Annotated in this window: 23 protein-coding genes; all 23 read left to right on the top strand. The window is 61.3% G+C overall.

Going from position 1 to position 17,102, the window contains the following annotated elements; genetic code table 11:
• The first annotated feature begins 112 nt into the window (after nt 1-112).
• The 23 genes from GT613_RS07745 to rpmD all read left to right on the top strand — a co-directional run bounded on the left by GT613_RS07745 (nt 113) and on the right by rpmD (nt 17,048).
• The gene (locus GT613_RS07745) at nt 113-4,435 is read left to right on the top strand and encodes a hypothetical protein (RefSeq protein WP_009306360.1); all 4,323 of its coding nucleotides are present in this window, start codon (nt 113-115) and stop codon (nt 4,433-4,435) included.
• 204 nt (nt 4,436-4,639) lie between these two features.
• Nucleotides 4,640-5,077: a hypothetical protein gene (locus GT613_RS07750; RefSeq protein ID WP_009306359.1), complete on the top strand. Its 438-nt coding sequence runs from the start codon at nt 4,640-4,642 to the stop codon at nt 5,075-5,077.
• Between the two features lies 1 nt (nt 5,078).
• Nucleotides 5,079-5,864, top strand: coding sequence for a hypothetical protein (locus GT613_RS07755; protein ID WP_009306358.1), 786 nt, complete (start codon nt 5,079-5,081; stop codon nt 5,862-5,864).
• Nucleotides 5,861-6,124, top strand: coding sequence for a PqqD family protein (locus GT613_RS07760; RefSeq protein WP_009306357.1), 264 nt, complete (start codon nt 5,861-5,863; stop codon nt 6,122-6,124). Before GT613_RS07755 ends, GT613_RS07760 begins: the two co-directional genes overlap by 4 nt.
• A complete protein-coding gene (locus GT613_RS07765; RefSeq protein WP_009306356.1) occupies nt 6,121-6,576 on the top strand; it encodes a S24/S26 family peptidase in 456 nt (151 codons plus the stop codon). Before GT613_RS07760 ends, GT613_RS07765 begins: the two co-directional genes overlap by 4 nt.
• Complete coding sequence (locus GT613_RS07770; RefSeq protein WP_009306355.1) at nt 6,576-8,339, top strand: ABC transporter ATP-binding protein; 1,764 nt, start codon at nt 6,576-6,578, stop codon at nt 8,337-8,339. Before GT613_RS07765 ends, GT613_RS07770 begins: the two co-directional genes overlap by 1 nt.
• Nucleotides 8,336-9,643 carry a nucleotidyltransferase family protein gene (locus tag GT613_RS07775; RefSeq protein WP_009306354.1) on the top strand — a complete coding sequence of 436 codons (1,308 nt, stop codon included), beginning with the start codon at nt 8,336-8,338 and terminating at the stop codon, nt 9,641-9,643. Before GT613_RS07770 ends, GT613_RS07775 begins: the two co-directional genes overlap by 4 nt.
• A 369-nt stretch (nt 9,644-10,012) precedes the next feature.
• A complete protein-coding gene (gene rplB / locus GT613_RS07780; RefSeq protein WP_009306353.1) occupies nt 10,013-10,843 on the top strand; it encodes a 50S ribosomal protein L2 in 831 nt (276 codons plus the stop codon).
• A 22-nt stretch (nt 10,844-10,865) separates the two neighbouring features.
• Nucleotides 10,866-11,141 carry a 30S ribosomal protein S19 gene (gene rpsS, locus GT613_RS07785; protein ID WP_009306352.1) on the top strand — a complete coding sequence of 92 codons (276 nt, stop codon included), beginning with the start codon at nt 10,866-10,868 and terminating at the stop codon, nt 11,139-11,141.
• A gap of 15 nt (nt 11,142-11,156) precedes the next feature.
• Nucleotides 11,157-11,498 carry a 50S ribosomal protein L22 gene (rplV, locus tag GT613_RS07790; protein WP_009306351.1) on the top strand — a complete coding sequence of 114 codons (342 nt, stop codon included), beginning with the start codon at nt 11,157-11,159 and terminating at the stop codon, nt 11,496-11,498.
• Nucleotides 11,499-11,503: 5 nt separating this feature from the next.
• Nucleotides 11,504-12,217, top strand: a complete 714-nt coding sequence (gene rpsC, locus GT613_RS07795) for a 30S ribosomal protein S3 (protein ID WP_009306350.1) — start codon at nt 11,504-11,506, stop codon at nt 12,215-12,217.
• Complete coding sequence (gene rplP, locus GT613_RS07800) at nt 12,217-12,639, top strand: 50S ribosomal protein L16 (RefSeq protein ID WP_009306349.1); 423 nt, start codon at nt 12,217-12,219, stop codon at nt 12,637-12,639. Before rpsC ends, rplP begins: the two co-directional genes overlap by 1 nt.
• Nucleotides 12,640-12,834, top strand: a complete 195-nt coding sequence (gene rpmC / locus GT613_RS07805) for a 50S ribosomal protein L29 (protein WP_009306348.1) — start codon at nt 12,640-12,642, stop codon at nt 12,832-12,834.
• 27 nt (nt 12,835-12,861) lie between these two features.
• Nucleotides 12,862-13,122, top strand: coding sequence for a 30S ribosomal protein S17 (rpsQ, locus tag GT613_RS07810; RefSeq protein WP_009306347.1), 261 nt, complete (start codon nt 12,862-12,864; stop codon nt 13,120-13,122).
• 51 nt (nt 13,123-13,173) lie between these two features.
• Nucleotides 13,174-13,542 carry a 50S ribosomal protein L14 gene (rplN, locus tag GT613_RS07815; RefSeq protein WP_009306346.1) on the top strand — a complete coding sequence of 123 codons (369 nt, stop codon included), beginning with the start codon at nt 13,174-13,176 and terminating at the stop codon, nt 13,540-13,542.
• Between the two features lie 23 nt (nt 13,543-13,565).
• Nucleotides 13,566-13,877, top strand: a complete 312-nt coding sequence (gene rplX / locus GT613_RS07820) for a 50S ribosomal protein L24 (RefSeq protein WP_174262984.1) — start codon at nt 13,566-13,568, stop codon at nt 13,875-13,877.
• 125 nt (nt 13,878-14,002) lie between these two features.
• Nucleotides 14,003-14,554, top strand: a complete 552-nt coding sequence (rplE, locus tag GT613_RS07825) for a 50S ribosomal protein L5 (RefSeq protein ID WP_009306344.1) — start codon at nt 14,003-14,005, stop codon at nt 14,552-14,554.
• A gap of 106 nt (nt 14,555-14,660) precedes the next feature.
• Complete coding sequence (locus tag GT613_RS07830) at nt 14,661-14,846, top strand: type Z 30S ribosomal protein S14 (protein WP_009306343.1); 186 nt, start codon at nt 14,661-14,663, stop codon at nt 14,844-14,846.
• 106 nt (nt 14,847-14,952) lie between these two features.
• Nucleotides 14,953-15,351, top strand: a complete 399-nt coding sequence (rpsH, locus tag GT613_RS07835) for a 30S ribosomal protein S8 (RefSeq protein WP_009306342.1) — start codon at nt 14,953-14,955, stop codon at nt 15,349-15,351.
• Between the two features lie 17 nt (nt 15,352-15,368).
• Nucleotides 15,369-15,908, top strand: a complete 540-nt coding sequence (rplF, locus tag GT613_RS07840; protein ID WP_009306341.1) for a 50S ribosomal protein L6 — start codon at nt 15,369-15,371, stop codon at nt 15,906-15,908.
• Nucleotides 15,909-15,945: 37 nt separating this feature from the next.
• Nucleotides 15,946-16,314: a 50S ribosomal protein L18 gene (gene rplR / locus GT613_RS07845; RefSeq protein WP_009306340.1), complete on the top strand. Its 369-nt coding sequence runs from the start codon at nt 15,946-15,948 to the stop codon at nt 16,312-16,314.
• A 15-nt stretch (nt 16,315-16,329) separates the two neighbouring features.
• Entirely contained in the window at nt 16,330-16,857 is a 528-nt protein-coding gene (gene rpsE, locus GT613_RS07850; RefSeq protein ID WP_009306339.1) for a 30S ribosomal protein S5, read from the top strand.
• Entirely contained in the window at nt 16,857-17,048 is a 192-nt protein-coding gene (gene rpmD, locus GT613_RS07855; protein ID WP_009306338.1) for a 50S ribosomal protein L30, read from the top strand. Before rpsE ends, rpmD begins: the two co-directional genes overlap by 1 nt.
• Nucleotides 17,049-17,102 lie beyond the last annotated feature (54 nt).

Below are 17,102 nucleotides of genomic sequence, written 5' to 3' on the forward strand. Positions count from 1 at the left end.
GTATTCTATTTTCATTGCTCATCATTACCGAGCGATTACGTTTGCTGGAAGGCATACATGCATACGTACTAGCAAAAGACTGAGCAAAAGCAGACGAGAAAGGCGGGGCCGTATGAAGAAAAGAAAAGGAGCGGATCAGCTGCTAGCAGTGGCGCTTAGCGCATCCATGGTCGTTTCCATGAATGCGCCCATTGCCGCATGGGCTGATACGGGCGAGGAAAGTTCTGCCGTGGTCGGTTCGCAGGTGGCGGAAACCGAGCCGGTCGTACCTGTTGAAGAGCAGGTGACCGACTCGAGCGCAGAACCGACGGTTGAGTCGTCCGAGATCGTCGACGTTGTCAAGACGACGGAGACTCCGGTTGCATTTGCAGCTGGAGAAACGCAGAATGCAACTGCAGTGGCCACCATCGACGGCACCGCGTACGACACGCTCGCCGCCGCCATCGCCGCCGTTCCAGATTCGGGGGCCACGCCGACAACCATCACGTTGAACAGCGATGCCACCGGCGGAGTTAAAATCAACGGCGACAAGAACGTCATCCTCGATTTGAACAGCCATACGTACAACGTCGTGCAGGGAGTTGGCTCCACAGGCACCGAGACGAACGGCATGCAGCTTATCAAGGGCAGCACCGTGGTCATCAAGAACGGCACCATGACGGCCAGCGCGAACGCGGGCCTGCACTTCATGATCAAGAACTACGGTGACTTGACGCTCGAAAACGTTGTCGTGCAGGCTTCGGGCCTCGGCAATGGCGACTCGACCGTCAACAACTGCGGCAACCTGACCGTTCGGGGAGCCAATGCGAGTATCGCCGCTCCTCAAGGCGGCTATGCGGTGACTACCGGCAACTATGTCGTCGGCACGCATCCGCGCACCGTTATCGAGGCCGGCGCCATCGACAGCGTGTATACCGAGGGAAGCTTCTGGGAAGCGAGCGGTGCTGGTCAGGATCATAGCAGCTCTACGGTTTCCACCGAGATTACCGGCGGTACGATCGGATCGATCGGCATCAGCTATTGGGATGCGGCGAAAGATCTTGCATGGACGTTTGACGTGGGACCCGATGCTACGATTGGGACCGTCAACGATTTCGCAGCTAACGTGGGAACCGGTTACTACGCAAGCCTCAAAGACGCCATCGCGGCAGCTCAACCTGGTGATACGGTGACCTTGACGAACGACGTGCAGCTTTCTAGGAGCGGAGACGCCTTGCAGGTGTCGGGTGCGGACAAGAGCATCGTGCTCGATCTGAATGGGAAGTCGATCGTCGCCGATGAAACAATCGGCGCCAAAGTGACTGATGGCGCGAAACTTACGGTTAGGGACTCTGCCGAGGGTGGCAAGATCCAGCTCGTCAAATACGGCTTCGAGGTGGTTGGGGATACGAAGTACACCGACGGATCCAAGCCGGATCCGAGCAATGCGGTATCCTCTACGCTTACGCTTGAGGGCGGTACTATCGCGAACAGCGGTGGCTATGCAGCAACCGTGTATCCGTACGGCAACGGTGCGACCCTCAATGTGACCGGCGGTACCATCGAGAACACGTATGCGAACGGAGCCGTCGATGGCGGGTTCGCCGTTTCGGGCAACGGAACTCGCAACGGCTCTCTTGATTACGGCGGCATCGCCGTCAATGTCACGGGCGGCACGATCAAGAGCGCTCAGGATTGCGCCATGTACCTGCCAGGATATGGCGATGTGAGCATCACGGGCGGCACCGTCGAGGGCTGGACCGGAATCGAGATCGATTCCGGCAACCTCTCGATCGGCGGAGACGCGGTTGTGAAGTCGACGTATCAAGGCGACGGCACGCGCAAATACAAGACCAGCGGCGACGGCAACTACAATTTCGGAGCTGCGCTGGCCGTTGTGAGCAAGGGGTCGCAGGCCGCTACGGGCTATTACGGTCACATGAACATTGACATCGCCGGAGGCACGTTGGAAAGCGCAAGCTACTACGCCATCGACGAGTACAATCTTGCTCACGTGCAGGATAATGCCAAGGCAAGCACCCCGTATATCGACTCTCTTGCCATCACCGGCGGGACGTTCAAGGGGTCGGTAGGCGCCATCCTGTCTGATAACATGGCCGGATTCGTTACCGGCGGCACATATTCCAGCGATCCTGTTGCGTACATCCCTGCGGGGTACGAGACGACCCAGACGGTTGACAGCATGTGGGAGGTGGCCGCTGTCGCTGTCGCCAAGGTGGGCGATATCGAGTACGCTTCGTTGCAGGACGCCATCGATGCGACGGCGGACGGCCAGGCCATTTCCCTGATCGCGAATGCGACCGAGAACGTCACTGTACCTGCGACTGCTAACTGCACGCTTGACTTGGCTGGCTACACGCTGAACGGCGGGACGGTTGCAAGCAAGGCCGCGCTGACCAACAACGGTACTTTGGTCATCAAGGATTCGGTCGGCGGCGGTGCGGTGAAGCGCAACGACTCCCAGACGGCGGGCTACTACGTCGTGGACAACCAGGGAACGATGACGGTCGATGGCGGTTCGTTCTCGAACAATTCTGGTTTTTACGATGAAGCGAAGAATACATGGAGCGCTGCTTCGCTGGTGAGGAACGGCGGAGTCGCGGCAGATCGCGCGAACACGCTTATCGTGAACGGTGGCACCTTCGAGCAGCCCGGGTTCATCGTCGTGAAGAACGACGACTACGGCAAGCTGACCGTGAACGGCGGCACTTTCCGCACTCAGGATCAAACGTACACCCAAAAAGATGGCGTACAGGCTACGTCTGTAAATTCGGCGATCCAGAACTGGGGCCAGGCGACCGTCAGCGGCGGCGACATCCAGGGTGCGTTGTGGGTTGATACGTGGAGCAACGATCTGCCATCTAGCGAGATGACCGTGGGCGGCAACGTGCAGTTCAAGGGCAAAGTTGTCATGGGCAGCTACGCTTCCCAGCACGGCATCTCCAAGCAGGCCATTCTGAAGGTGACCGGCGGATCGTTCGACGTCGAGAGCTGGAGCGTTCCGAGCGAAGCCGCTCTGGTGTCCCTGACCGGTGGCACCTTCAGTGCCCAGATTCCGGCAGGATGCGTGGCCGACGGTTACCTGGTGGAGCCGAATACCGATAAAACCGTGTACACCGTGAAGAAGGCCTCTGAGACCGAGAACAAAGTCCAAGTTGTCGACAAAGACGGCAATGCCACGGGTGTTGCCAAGAGCGTCAGCGAAGTAGTTGAGGAAGTGCAGAAGTCGGGCGGCTCGCTGGTTCTGGCGGGCGACGTTGCCGAGACTGGCGGCATCACCATTCCCACCCCTCAAACTGGAACCGAAGCGAAGCCGGTGGCCATCGAGCTGAACGGCAACGATGTTACCACGTCGGGCACTGATGCGGCGGTTAAGGTCGGCAAAGGCGCCGAGCTGGTCATCAGCGATGCGAAGGGTTCCGGCGTGATTTCCTCGACGAGCACTCAGGCTCCTGCCGTGGAGGTTGCCGGTACGGTGACGCTCGACGGTGCCACGGTGACAAGCTCGTCCAACGACGGCATCAAGGTTGCGGCGGGTGCAACGTTGACGGTGAAGAGCGGCGTGGTTGAGGCTAAGGCAGCAACTCCGAAGCTGGAGTCCCGCTCCGCGCGTTCTGCGGCTCCCAGTCAGTACGGCATCTCTGCCGTCGGCGAGCAGGGCAAGACTACCACGCTGAACATCGAGGGCGGCAAGATCTCCGGCGAGGCGGGTGCGCTCGGCATCGGCCAGAACGTGACCTGCTCGGTAACGGGCGGCGTGTTCAACAGCAATGTTTCGCAGTATGTGAATAGCCAGAACTACAAGCAGACCGAGGCAAACGGCCTGTACTACGTTGCTCCGAATGCTGACAATGCGTACAACGTCGCGCAGTTCAAGACGAATGCAGCCGATCCGAGCACGTGGACCGCGCCGACTGCTCCTGAAGGCCAGACGTTCGCGGGCTGGTACGCCGACAGCCAGTACGGCACTCCCAGCACCGCGACCGAGGGCACTGTATACGCGAAGTTCGTGAACATCGCCGACGTGATGAAGTTCAAGGGCGGATCGCTTCGCATGGATGCTACGCCCTCGGTATCAGAAGGCTTGCGTTTTGGGTACTCGCTATTCCTTCCAGAAGAAATGCAGTTTGTGAGCTCTGGTTGGAAGTACACAATTAAAGGCACCGACTACACCAAGGTGGCTGAGCATCAAGCGCTGTATGACTCCGGCGTGATCGATACAAACTTGGTTTTCCTCAATGTTCCCAAGAACGACTATGCGGAAGATATTTCAGTCGAAATGTATGTAACGTACAAAACTTCCGATGGCACTACGGTGACATTTAAAGAACCAACTGCGCAGATTCGTTCAGTGAATAAGGTGGCGCAATTCATCCTAGATTCTCCGAACGCTTCGGCGGAAGAGAAAGAGTATGCACAAAAGATCCTCGCTTAGAGGGACGAGAGAAAGAGTAGGTTTAAGCAATGAAGTATGAAACTCCCAGCATGGAAGTAGTCGAGTTCGAGGGCAAGGACGTTGTGTGCTCCTCCATGCCTGGCGACGATACCGTGGAATTTCCTCACGCACTCTAAAGCATAGCAAGGGCGACAGGGGCGCACGGGTTGCGCCCCTGTCGTGTTGATGAAGGGCGGTTGATCGATGGAACGGAAACATATCGCAATCACCGCTGCGGTTGCCGCTGCGGCGGTCATTCTTGTTGGAGGTATTGGTTTGGCGTGCACCGGCCTGCTAAATGGCGAACCCGACAAGGCGACGCCCGAGAACTCGCTTCCCTCTACGGACAAGCCCGTCCAAGATGCGAAGCAGCAGATAAGCGCGCCTGATGAGTCCGGCGATGCAGTACAGCCTCTGCCAAGCACGGAAGGCTCTTCTGGCGCAGCGGCTTCGGGCGAGGGGCCGGAGGCGGCGGGCGATCAGCCCGCGCCCGAATCGGGCAATGAGAATTCCGGCGGAAATTCTGCCGATAACACAGTGGACTTCGGCTCGCCCGGATCCGACAATCCGTCCGATGAGCAAAAGCCTCCGGCTGAGCAGAGTCCGTCGGGCGATGGAGAGCGTTGGACGGGGTACTACTAAGATGCCGCAATTCTGCCTTCAGCTGGCCGGGCTTTCGGTGTCGGTTGCATCGCAGTACTCACAGGTGGAGCACATGTGTTCAGGCTACGAGGTGCCGAAAGGCGCCTCGAGCGATATCGACGTGCGCATTGATCCGCAGGATATCGACGCCGAGCGCGACGAGGGCGCATGGTCGGACGCCTACCTGGAGACGCTTGCGGTGTATCGGCAGATCGCCGAGGCCTTGCCTGCGTTCGATCGCATGCTGGTGCATGGGGCTCTGCTCTCGTTCCAAGGCGAGGGCTACCTGTTTGCAGCTCCCAGCGGCACGGGCAAGTCGACGCACGCGCTTTTGTGGAAGCGCTTTTTGGGCGATGCGGTCAGTATCGTCAATGGCGACAAGCCCATCGTTCGCCTAACCGGCGAGGGCGACGTCCCCGTAGCGTACGGCACGCCGTGGGCGGGCAAAGAAGGCTGGCATGAAAACGCTTCCGTGCCGCTTCGCGCCGTGTGTTTTCTGCGGCAGGCTCCAACGAACAGCATCGGGCTCCTGGACGCTTCCGGTTGCGTTGGCCGGCTTTTACGGCAAGTGTATCTGCCGTTCGACAGCCGCGCCGCCGCGCGCACGTTGGAACTGTCGGACAGGCTGGTCGGATGCGTTCCGATGTACGAATTGGCGTGCGACGTGTCGCATGACGCCGTTCGATGCAGCTTTGAGACGCTGACGGGGCGGCGCTTCTCGGATTGGGATATAAGCACATCGTGCCTGGATGCGAGCCAGGCATGCAGGGGAAGGAGCGTGACGTGAGGATTAAGGACGGGTTCGTGCTGAGGGACGTGGCCGGGCAGACGGTGGTCATCGCAACGGGCGAGGCCAGCCGCGACTTTCATGGCATGGTGAAGCTGAACGGGACGGGTCGCGTTATTTGGGAAGGGCTTTCTCGCGGCGACGATGCGGAAGATATCGCCCAGGAGCTCGTGAAAAGCTACGACGTGGATCTCGAAACCGCGCAACGCGATGTCGCGTCGTTCGTGGCCACCGCGCAGAAAGCCGGCTTTTTGGCATGACGACGCTGTCGACCATTGCGGAGGTGCTTGAGCGCGAGGGCGTCTATGTGGGGGTTACCAGCGGCGTCAGCATGTGGCCCATGATCCGCGACCGATGCGACACCGTCGTGGTGCGTCCGCCATGCGGTCGGCTTCGGCGCTTTGACGTCGCCCTGTACAAGCGCGATGATCGCTATGTGCTGCATCGCGTGGTGGAGGTGCTGGCTGATTCGTATGTGATTTGCGGCGACAACTGCATAGGCCGCGAACACGACATAACCGATGCCGACGTCCTTGGTGTTCTCACAGGGTTTTACCGAGGCGAAACCCAGGTGAACATGCAAGGGACGGGGTATCGGTGCTACGTGCGCGCGTGGTGCGGGGCGTATCCGGCGCGTCGAGCGCTCATGCGACTTCGTCGCTCGCTCGGTCGCGTCAAGGCTTTCGTTCTCGAAGCGGGTAGGTGCGTCTGATGACGTTGCGTGCAAGCGCCGGAGCGCAGGTCGACGCCTTGCGCGATCGGTTTCGGGTGCAGCGATGGATCGTGCGCGTGGGCGGGCCGGGGACATGGCTGGTGGTTGGCCTTGCGGCTCTGCGTGCGGTGGCGGCGGTCATCGCGGTGGCGTTCGCCCTTGTTATGAGGGCGTGCATCGATCAGGCTGTGGCGGGCTCGTCCCAAGGGTTCTCCGCTGCCGTGTGCGCGTTCGGCGTTCTTCTTGCCACGCAGGTGGGCGTGCTATGCACCTGCCGCGCGCTCTCCGAGGCGGCCCAGGCCACGCTTGAGAATCGGTTTCGCCAGCAAGCGCTTGCGGCGATGCTCGAAGGTGATTTCGGCTTGGCGTCGAGACGACATACCGGTGACGTGTCTGCGCGCATGACGTCCGATGCGCGCGTGGTGGCCGAGGGGGCAACCGGAGCGCTTCCCGAAGCGGCGTCCTCGATCACGCGGTTACTCGGGTCGCTTGCGGTGATGGGCATGCTGGCCCCTCTGCTTGCCGCAGTGCTGGTGGCGGTGGGCTGTCTGGTTGGCGCGGTTTCCCTTGCGTTGCGCTCGCATCAGAAAAAGCTTCATCGTTGCGTGCAGGAGGCGGAAAGCTCCGTTCGTTGCTACGTGCAGGAATGCTTGGAAAGCTTGCTGATGGTGCGTTCGTTCGGGTGCGAGCGCAAGGTGATTGGCCAGAGCCGTCGGGTTATGGACGAGCATCTGAGCTCTCGCATGCGCAAGATGGCGTTCTCGAACGCCTGCAGCACGGGTCTTTCCGCGGCAATGCAAGGCGGATACCTCCTGTGCTTCGCGTGGTGCGGTTGGGGGCTTTTGAATGGCTCGGTCAGCTACGGCACCATGATGGCCGTTGTTCAGCTGACCGGTCAGGTGCAGGCGCCCTTTGCGGGAATGGGATCCCTGTTCTCGCGCTACGCCTCCATGTTGGCTAGCGCAGAGCGTCTCATGGAACTCGATCAGGCCGTCGGACGTTTCTCCTGCGCAGGCGGAGCGTACCCGGGCGGACGCGACTCCGTGGCAGTGCCGGCTTCCTCGTTGGAATCGTTCGGTTTGGACAAGGCCTTCTTTCGCTACGATCAAGACGGCGCGCGCGAGGCTTTGTGCGACTGCTCGTTCGATGTGCACGCGGGGGAGGTAGTGGCGCTTGTGGGGGAGAGCGGCGCCGGTAAAAGCACGGCGATGCGTCTTCTGCTGGGGGCGTATCAGCCTGACGAGGGAAGCGCGTATGTGCGTGCAGAGGGGCGCCGAATTTCGGCATCCTCGGTTCGCCCAGGGTTGTTCGCGTACGTTCCGCAGGGTAATTGCCTGCTTTCGGGCACGGCGCGCGAGGTGGTTGCGTTTGCCGACGGGGATGGCGCTCCCGATGACGCGCGTGTCAGGGACGCCTTGTATGCGGCCTGCGCCGACGAGTTCGTCGACGGCTTGCCCGGCGGGCTCGATGCTCGTCTGGGAGAGCGCGGCGCCGCTCTTTCGGAAGGGCAGAGGCAACGGCTCGCCGTTGCCCGAGCTGTATACAGCGGCGCGCCCGTGTTGCTGCTCGACGAGGCCACGTCCGCGCTCGATACCGCTTGCGAGGAGCGGATGATCCGTCGTTTGCGCGAGCTTCCCGATCGCACGGTGCTCATGGCAACGCATCGGGGCAGGGCGGTGGCTCTGTGCGATCGCGTCGTGCAGGTGGGCGGTCGCGTATCTACGGAGGGCTGCCCGAATCTTGAAAGAAGGAAAAGCTTATGAGGGAAAGCGCGTTCTATTTGATTCACTTGATGTCGTGTGCATTGAACGACGTGCAGCCCTGTTCGCTGCCCGAAGGCGCCTCTTGGGATGAAGTCTACGCGTTGGCGGAGTTCAACAGCGTGGAGGGCTTGGCTTGGACGTCGGCTCGCCGGGTTCGCGATGTTCCGGCAGACATGCTGAAGGAATGGAGCGCGACTGCCGACATGACCTTGTACCGTTGCGTGAGCTACGGCATCGAGCGCGAGGCCGTGCTTGCCGCTTTGGCGGATCGCGGCCTGTCGTGGCTTCCTCTTAAGGGCGCGCTGCTGGTGGATTTGTATCCGTCGCCCCATATGCGATCCATGGCGGACAACGATATTCTGTACGGATTCGTAGAAGAAGACCCTGCCGGTGGGTTTCGGATTGCGGGGGCTACCGAAGCCGACCGCGAGCGCACTACGGCGCGCGCCGTGCGTGTGGCTGTTGAGGTTATGGAGGCGCGCGGTTACCGGACCATATCGAAAACAGCAGGCAATCATGAGTCGTTCGTTAAGAACCCTCACTTCAATTTCGAACTTCACCGCAGGTTGGTATCGCCTTCCAGTCCGCAGGCTGCGTACTACCATAACCCCTGGCAGCGTGCCGTGCCCGTCCGCTTGGATTCGAATGCCGCCGAAGGCGAGGCGTCCGATGCCGGCCGGGGCGGAAGGGGATGGGAGTATCGCTTCTCGGACGATGACTTCTACCTGCACCTGGTTTCGCATGCTTTCAAGCATTATGACGCATCGGGTTGCGGTATCAGGTTTTTGGTCGATCAGCTGGTGTTTCTACGTGCACGCGGCAAGGGTCTCGATCGATCCTATCTTGCAGACGAGCTTTCCAAGCTGGGTCTTCGAGATTTTGAGCAGTGGACGCGCAGGCTGTCGTTTCGCGCGCTGGAGGATCCGCGAGCGGCTTGCCGTTGCGCGCAAGGGCGGGACGCTGAAAGAGGCCCGGCGCAAAAGACAGCGGGTCTTTCGGATGCCGACCAGGCGCGTCTTCTGCGCCTGATGAACGGCGGCACGTACGGTACGTGGCAGACCGTGATGGAGCGACGCCTGGAGGCCATTCGCGCAGACTCTCCCAACGATGACGCTGATGTCAAGAAGCGCTACGTTGCAAGCCGCGTGTTCGTCAGCGAGGAGCAGATGCAAGAAGCCTTTCCGTTCTTCTGGCGTCATGCATGGATGCGTCCCCTGCTCCCGCTTTACCGGATGGGGCGGGGCCTGGTACGCAACCCTAAAAAGATAGCGTGCGAGATAAAGGCGCTGCGTCGCTTGCGCTGATCAGCTGGCCTCGCCGTCCGTTCAAAGCAGGCGAAACCGTCGAAGCCGAAAAGCCCGGACGTTCCCGATGGACGAGCATGGCCGCTCAGCAGTCGAGCGTCCGGCTTTGCTTGCGTATCTTGTGTTCAGGTTGTGTGCAAGGGGGTTCGCGAATGATCGCCAAAAATCGATTCTTGAATACAAAGCGTTTTCTGCGTATAATTCTCGGTTGCGTCTGGACTTAGATGGATACACCCGGACGCGTGGCAACCGGAGTCGCACGTGCCCAGCCTCCCTGCGGCACATCGGCGGCAATCGGAGCCACGAAGAGACGAAGGATTCTCGGTGTACGGAGAGGCGTGCGAGCGAGAATCCGCAGAAAGGAAAGCAATGGGAGTCAAACAGTACAAGCCGACCAGCCCCGGCCGACGCTTCCAAACGGTCTCGGACTTCGCCGAGATCACGACGTCGACGCCGGAGAAGTCGCTGCTTGCGCCGCTGTCCAACAAGGCAGGACGCAACAACAACGGCCGCATCACCACCCGCCATCAGGGCGGCGGTAACAAGCGCCGTTACCGCATCATCGACTTCAAGCGCAACAAGGACGGCGTCCCCGCGAAGGTCGCGACCATCGAGTACGACCCGAACCGCAGCGCCCGCATCGCCCTGTTGCACTACGTCGACGGCGAGAAGCGCTACATCCTTCATCCGAAGGGCCTCCGCGTGGGCGATACCGTCATGAGCGGTGTCGAGGCCGACATCAAGCCGGGCAACGCCCTGCCGTTGGCCAACATCCCCGTCGGTACGCTCATCCACGCCGTGGAGCTGCAGCCGGGCAAGGGCGCCGCTATCGCCCGTTCCGCCGGCACCAGCATCCAGCTCATGGGCAAGGAGGGCGACTACGCCATCCTGCGCATGCCTTCCTCCGAAATGCGCCGCGTGCTCATCACGTGCCGCGCGACGGTGGGCGAGGTCGGTAACGCCGAGCACTCCAACATCAAGATCGGCAAGGCCGGTCGCAACCGTTGGAAGGGCATCCGTCCCAGCGTTCGCGGTACCGTCATGAACCCGGTCGACCACCCGCACGGCGGCGGCGAGGGCAAGAACAAGTCCGCTGGTCGTCACCCGGTCACCCCGTGGGGCGTTCCCACGAAGGGCCATCGCACCCGCAATCCCAAGAAGGCTTCGAGCCGCTTGATCATCCGCCGTCGCAAGAAGTAGCGCAAAGCGTTAAGGAGTAATAGTGAGTAGAAGTTTGAAGAAGGGTCCTTTCGTTGAACCGCGCCTTCTTGATCGTATCGAGAAGATGAATGCGGCGGGCGAGAAGAACGTCGTGAAGACCTGGTCGCGCTCGAGCACCATCTTCCCGGAAATGGTGGGTCACACCATCGCCGTGCACGATGGCCGCAAGCACGTGCCGGTATACGTTACGGAATCCATGGTCGGCCACAAGCTGGGCGAATTCGCCCCGACCCGCACCTTTAAGGGTCATTCCGCCGACAAGGGCAAGAAGAGATAAGAAGGGGTGAAAACAATGGAAGCTAAAGCAATTGCACGCTATGTCCGCGTTTCGCCCCGTAAGGCGCGTATCGTCATCGATCTGATTCGTGGCAAGTCCGTGCCCGCCGCTCGCGAGATCCTGCAGTTCTCCGACCGCGCCATCGCCGAGGTTGTCGCCAAGACGCTGAACTCCGCTGTGGCCAACGCCGAGAACCAGCACCACGTGCGCCCGGAAACGCTCATCGTGAAGGCCGCCTTCGCCGACGAAGGCCCCACGCTCAAGCGCATCCGTCCGCGCGCCAAGGGCTCCGCTTCGCGCATCCGCAAGCGCACGAGCCACATCACCATCATCGTTGCACCGCGAGAGGAGGCATAAGCCGCATGGGTCAGAAAGTAAGCCCCACCGGGTTCCGTCTCGGCATTACCGAGGAATGGCGTAGCCGCTGGTACGCCGACAAGGATTACGCCAAGAACCTGGCAAACGACTTGGCCATCAGGAAGTTTTTGGACAAGCAGCTCGCCCGTGCCGCCGTCTCCAAGATCGAGATCGAGCGCGCCGGCGACAAGATCAAGATCATCGTGACCACCGCCCGTCCGGGCGTCGTCATCGGCAAGAAGGGCGCTGAGATCGACTCGCTGCGCAAGAAGCTCGAGAAGGTCGCCAACGGTCCGGTGTCCATCGAGGTCGTCGAGGTCAAGCGCCCCGAGCTCGATGCTGCGCTCATCGCGCAGTCCGTTGCCGAGCAGCTCGAGGGACGCGTTGCGTTCCGCCGTGCGATGCGCAAGGCCGTCCAGTCCGCCCGCAAGAGCGGCGCCAAGGGCATCCGCATCCAGTGCTCCGGCCGTCTCGGCGGTGCCGAGATGAGCCGTCGCGAGTGGTATCGCGAAGGTCGCGTGCCGCTGCACACGCTGCGTGCCAAGATCGACTACGGTTTCGCCACGGCTGCTACGACGATGGGCTCCATCGGCGTGCAGGTGTGGGTGTACCACGGCGAAGTGCTCCCCGGCCAGAAGGCTCCCCAGCCGGCGCTCGAGGGCAGCTCTCGCCCCAGCCGTCCCCGTCGCAACGATCGTAACGATAGGAGGGCAAAGTAATGCTCGTACCTAAGCGCGTGAAGCACCGCAAGGTGCAGCGTGGTTCCATGAAGGGCAAGGCCAAAGGCGGCACCCGGTTGAACCACGGCGAATACGGCATCCAGGCGCTCGAAGCCGCTTGGATCACCAACCGCCAGATCGAGGCAGCCCGTATCGCCATGACCCGCTACATGAAGCGTGGCGGCAAGGTGTGGATCACGATCTTCCCGGACAAGCCCATCACGAAGAAGCCTGCCGAAACTCGCATGGGTTCCGGTAAGGGCAACCCCGAGGCATGGGTCGCGGTCGTCAAGCCCGGCCGCATCATGTTCGAGATCGGTGGCGTCGACGAGGCCGTCGCCAAGGAAGCGCTCCGCCTCGCCATCAACAAGTTGCCCATCAAGTGCAAGATTGTTTCTCGTGAAACGGAAGGGCAGGAATAAATGAAAGCAGCAGAGATCCGTGAGCTGTCTGCCGACGATTTGCAGGCGAAACTCAAGGAAGCGCGCGCGGAGCTTTTCAACCTGCGCTTCCAGATGGCTACGAGCCAGCTTGACAACACCGCCCGCGTGAAGCAGGTCAAAAAGGACATCGCGCGTATTCAGACCGAGATGCGCGCCCGCGAGCTGAGCGCATAGCCCGTCGGCTAGGAAGGTTGGATACACATGAGCGAAGAACGTAACTCCCGCAAGGTCCGTCAGGGCGTCGTGGTAAGCGCCGTCAACGACAAGACCTGCGTCGTGCAAGTCAAGGAGCGCAAGCCGCACCCCGTGTACGGCAAGATGATGACGACGACGAAGAAGTTCCATGCCCATGACGAGAACAACGAAGCCGGCCTCGGCGACACCGTTCAGATCATGGAAACGCGTCCGCTGTCGAAGATGAAGCGCTGGCGCCTCGTGAAGATCGTCGAGAAGGCCCAGTAGTCTTGCGCGCTCGTCGCGAAAGACTATCGAGATGAAAGTTAGGTTGAAGCAATGATTCAGATGCAAACCATGCTCGCAGTGGCCGATAACTCCGGCGCTCGCAAGGTGCAGTGCATCAAGGTCCTGGGCGGCTCCAAGCGCCGTTACGCGGGACTGGGCGATGTCATCATCTGCAGCGTTAAAGAAGCCGCGCCGAACACCAACGTGAAGAAGGGCGACGTCGTCCGCTGCGTGGTCGTTCGCGTGAAGAAGGAAGTTCGTCGTGCCGACGGCAGCTACATCAAGTTCGACCAGAACGCAGCCGTTCTGATCGACACGAACGGCGCCCCGCGCGGCACGCGCATCTTCGGGCCCGTCGCCCGCGAGCTGCGCGACAAGAAGTACATGAAGATCGTGTCCCTGGCACCTGAAACGCTCTAAGGAGGTGTGCGCAAATGAACAGCATGAACATCAAAAAGGGCGATAAGGTGAAGGTCCTGGCCGGCAAGGACAAGGGCAAAGAGGGCACGATCCTGCGCTCGCTGCCGCAGAAGCAGCGCGTCGTCGTGGAGAAGGTCAACATCGTCAAGAAGGCTCTTCGCCCCACGCAGCAGAACCCGCAGGGCGGTATCTCTTCGGTGGAGGCTCCCATCCACGTGTCGAACGTGATGCTGGTGTGCCCGAGCTGCAAGCAGCCCACGCGCGTCAGCAACAAGCGCGACGAGAACGGCAAGAAGGTCCGCGTCTGCAAGAAGTGCGGCAAGGACATCGACTAGCACATGAAGGCGGCGCGGCGCTTCGGCGGCGCGCCCCTTTGAGCAATGACCCCCTCCGGCCAGGCCGGTTGGGGACGCAGGGTCGGAAATCCTGCGTTTAATTCATCGAAAGGATACAGGAAAACATGACTGCTCCTCGCTTGAAGGAAAAGTACACCAACGAGATCGTGGCCAAGCTCGAGAAGGATCTCGCCCTCGACAACGTGAATAAGGTTCCGCGCCTTGAGAAGATCGTCGTGAACATGGGCGTGGGCGCCGCCGCTGCCGACCACAAGCTGCTGGACGCCGCCATGGGCGACCTGCGCATCATCACGGGCCAGCAGCCCTGCGTGACGCGCGCCAAGAAGTCCATCGCCGGTTTCCACGTGCGCGAAGGCCAGCCCATCGGCTGCAAGGTCACGCTGCGCGGCGACCGCATGTGGGAGTTCCTCGACCGTCTGCTGGCCACGGCGCTTCCCCGCGTGCGCGACTTCCGCGGCATCTCGCCGACCAGCTTCGACGGCCGCGGCAACTACACCATGGGCGTCACCGAGCAGCTTATCTTCTCGGAGATCGATTACGACAAGATCGATCGCACGCGCGGCATGGACATCACGTTCGTGACGACGGCTCCGGACGACGACAGCGCCTTCGCGCTGCTCGACGCGCTGGGCTTCCCGTTCAAGGACAAGGAATAACCCGCGTTGTCCCACCCAAGGCTGCCCCAAGGCAACCTGCGCTGAAACGTGCACTCGAGCCCGTCCGGACGATCGGACGGGCTGGATATAAGAAAGAAGGATTTGCATGGCTAAGAAATCGATGGTCGCCAAGGCCAAGCGCGAGCCGAAGTTCTCGACGCGTCAGCACAACCGCTGCACGCGCTGCGGACGTCCCCGCGCCTACTACCGCAAGTTCGGCCTGTGCCGCGTCTGCTTGCGCGAGTTGGCCAACAAAGGCGAACTGCCCGGCGTGACCAAAGCTTCGTGGTAAGCCACACGACGATTACGCTCGGGTGTGCCACGGTTCAGGCGGAGGCGTTACGGGCGCCGACGAACCGAATCGACAGGCTCATCACGGACCAAAGGAGAAAATCACTATGACCATGACCGACCCCATTGCAGATATGCTTACGCGCGTGCGTAACGCTAACTCTGCCGGCAAGCCGACGGTGTCCATGCCGTCCAGCAAGAAACTTGTCGAGATAGCCCGCATCATGCAGGAAGAGGGCTATGTTCAGGGCTACGACGTCATCGAGGGCGAGCCGCGCGCTACGCTCGAGATCACGTTGAAGTACGGTGACAAGAAGGCCAAGACGATCCGCGGCATCAAGCGCATCTCGAAGCCCGGCCTGCGCATCTACGCGGGCAAGGACGAGCTGCCCCGCGTGCTCGGTGGCCTCGGCACGGCTATCGTTTCGACGAGCAACGGCGTTATGACCGATCGCGATGCCCGTAAAAAGGGCGTTGGCGGCGAAGTCATCGCCTACATCTGGTAGGAAAGGGAGGGATAGATATGTCTCGTATTGGCAAGCTGCCCGTGACCGTTCCTGCCGGAGTCGATGTGACCATCGACGGCACGACGGTGACGGCGAAAGGGGCGAAGGGCGAACTGACCCGCACCTTCCCCGAGATCATGACCATCAAGCGGGAGGGCGACGACATCATCGTCGAGCGTCCGAACGACTCCCGCGAAGCGAAGGCCTACCACGGCCTCGTGCGCACGCTCATCGCCAACATGGTGGAGGGCGTGTCTGCCGGCTTCTCCAAGAAGCTGCAGCTCGTGGGCGTCGGCTACCGTGCCGCGCTCAAGGGCAAGGATCTTGAGATGCAGCTCGGCTTCTCCCATCCCGTGCTGGTGGAGGCTCCCGAGAACATCACGTTCGAGGTGCCCAGCCAGACCGAGATCATCGTGAGCGGTCCTTCCAAGGAGCAGGTCGGCCAGGTTGCCGCGAACATCCGCAAGTGGCGCAAGCCGGAGCCCTACAAGGGCAAGGGCATTCGCTATGAGGGCGAGCATGTCCGCCGCAAGGTCGGCAAGGCCGGCAAGGACTAGGCGCGAGCCGCGAACGACTGAGATCGAAGGGATTATCATGAACAAGCTTCAGAAAAAGCAGGCTGCGCTGGCTCGTCGCCATCGTCGCGTTCGCGGAAAGATCGCCGGTACGGCGGCTCGTCCCCGCGTGTGCGTCACGCGCAGCAACTCCAACATGTACGTGCAGGTGATCGACGACGTCGCCGGCAAGACGATCTGCGGCGTTTCCACGCTCGGCCCCGATTTCAAGGCCACGGGCAAGAGCGGCGCGACCGTCGAGGGCGCTGCCGCCCTGGGCGCGATCGTGGGCAAGAAGGCGCAGGAATCCGGTGTCACGGAAGTCGTGTTCGACCGTGGCGGCAACCTGTATCACGGGCGCATCAAGGCTTTGGCCGATGCCGCTCGCGAAGCAGGCTTGAAATTCTAGAAGGGGTTAAGGTCTATGGCTCGTAACAAACAAGACAACGCCGCGGTCCCCGAGCTTCAGGAGCGCGTCGTCTACATCAACCGCGTGTCGAAGGTTGTCAAGGGCGGCCGCCGCTTCGCGCTCACCGCGCTCGTGGTGGTCGGCGACGGCAACGGTCGCGTCGGCGTGGGCATGGGCAAGTCCCAGGAAGTGCCCATCGCCATCAAGAAGGGCGTCGAGGACGCGAAGAAGAACATGTTCAGCGTGCCGCTGACGGCCGAGAAGACGCTGCCGCACGAGATCATCGGCGAGTACGGCGCCGGTCGCGTGCTCATCAAGCCGGCTACGCCCGGTACCGGCGTTATCGCCGGCGGCGCGGCTCGTGCGGTCATGGAGCTGGCGGGCGTCACCGACTGCTTCGCCAAGTCGCTCGGCACCGACAACGTGATGAACGTGGTCAAGGCCACCGCCGAGGGCCTCAAGAACATGGAGAGCCCCGAGCAGGTTTCCGAGCGTCGCGGCATGTCCGTCTCCAAGATCTACGGCTGGAAGGAGAAGAACTAATGGCTGACGCAAAGAAGACCCTGCGCATCACCCAGGTGAAAAGCTCCATCGGCTACAAGGAAGACCAGGGCAAGACCCTGCGCGCGCTTGGCCTCGGCAAGATCAACCGCTCCGTGGAGCAGGTGGACAACGAGTCCGTCCGCGGCATGATCTTCAAGGTGAAGCACTTGGTCAAGGTCGAAGAGATCTAATCTTCGTGGTACTTGGCAGGTAGGATATAATGATTCGTCGGCGTGCCGCACCGG

The sequence above is a fragment of the Eggerthella sp. BIOML-A4 genome, from assembly GCF_009875575.1.
Taxonomy (GTDB): Bacteria; Actinomycetota; Coriobacteriia; order Coriobacteriales; family Eggerthellaceae; genus Eggerthella; species Eggerthella lenta.

Coding starts and splice junctions, on each gene's coding strand:
- GT613_RS07770 (WP_009306355.1), top strand. CDS start 6,576: ATGACGTTGCGTGCAAGCGCCGGAGCGCAGGTCGACGCCTTGCGCGAT.
- rpmD (WP_009306338.1), top strand. CDS start 16,857: ATGGCTGACGCAAAGAAGACCCTGCGCATCACCCAGGTGAAAAGCTCC.
- rplV (WP_009306351.1), top strand. CDS start 11,157: ATGGAAGCTAAAGCAATTGCACGCTATGTCCGCGTTTCGCCCCGTAAG.
- rpmC (WP_009306348.1), top strand. CDS start 12,640: ATGAAAGCAGCAGAGATCCGTGAGCTGTCTGCCGACGATTTGCAGGCG.
- rpsC (WP_009306350.1), top strand. CDS start 11,504: ATGGGTCAGAAAGTAAGCCCCACCGGGTTCCGTCTCGGCATTACCGAG.
- GT613_RS07830 (WP_009306343.1), top strand. CDS start 14,661: ATGGCTAAGAAATCGATGGTCGCCAAGGCCAAGCGCGAGCCGAAGTTC.
- rplF (WP_009306341.1), top strand. CDS start 15,369: ATGTCTCGTATTGGCAAGCTGCCCGTGACCGTTCCTGCCGGAGTCGAT.
- rplR (WP_009306340.1), top strand. CDS start 15,946: ATGAACAAGCTTCAGAAAAAGCAGGCTGCGCTGGCTCGTCGCCATCGT.
- rplN (WP_009306346.1), top strand. CDS start 13,174: ATGATTCAGATGCAAACCATGCTCGCAGTGGCCGATAACTCCGGCGCT.
- rplE (WP_009306344.1), top strand. CDS start 14,003: ATGACTGCTCCTCGCTTGAAGGAAAAGTACACCAACGAGATCGTGGCC.
- rplB (WP_009306353.1), top strand. CDS start 10,013: ATGGGAGTCAAACAGTACAAGCCGACCAGCCCCGGCCGACGCTTCCAA.
- GT613_RS07765 (WP_009306356.1), top strand. CDS start 6,121: ATGACGACGCTGTCGACCATTGCGGAGGTGCTTGAGCGCGAGGGCGTC.
- rpsQ (WP_009306347.1), top strand. CDS start 12,862: ATGAGCGAAGAACGTAACTCCCGCAAGGTCCGTCAGGGCGTCGTGGTA.
- GT613_RS07750 (WP_009306359.1), top strand. CDS start 4,640: ATGGAACGGAAACATATCGCAATCACCGCTGCGGTTGCCGCTGCGGCG.
- rpsH (WP_009306342.1), top strand. CDS start 14,953: ATGACCATGACCGACCCCATTGCAGATATGCTTACGCGCGTGCGTAAC.
- rpsE (WP_009306339.1), top strand. CDS start 16,330: ATGGCTCGTAACAAACAAGACAACGCCGCGGTCCCCGAGCTTCAGGAG.
- rplX (WP_174262984.1), top strand. CDS start 13,566: ATGAACATCAAAAAGGGCGATAAGGTGAAGGTCCTGGCCGGCAAGGAC.
- GT613_RS07755 (WP_009306358.1), top strand. CDS start 5,079: ATGCCGCAATTCTGCCTTCAGCTGGCCGGGCTTTCGGTGTCGGTTGCA.
- rplP (WP_009306349.1), top strand. CDS start 12,217: ATGCTCGTACCTAAGCGCGTGAAGCACCGCAAGGTGCAGCGTGGTTCC.
- GT613_RS07775 (WP_009306354.1), top strand. CDS start 8,336: ATGAGGGAAAGCGCGTTCTATTTGATTCACTTGATGTCGTGTGCATTG.
- GT613_RS07745 (WP_009306360.1), top strand. CDS start 113: ATGAAGAAAAGAAAAGGAGCGGATCAGCTGCTAGCAGTGGCGCTTAGC.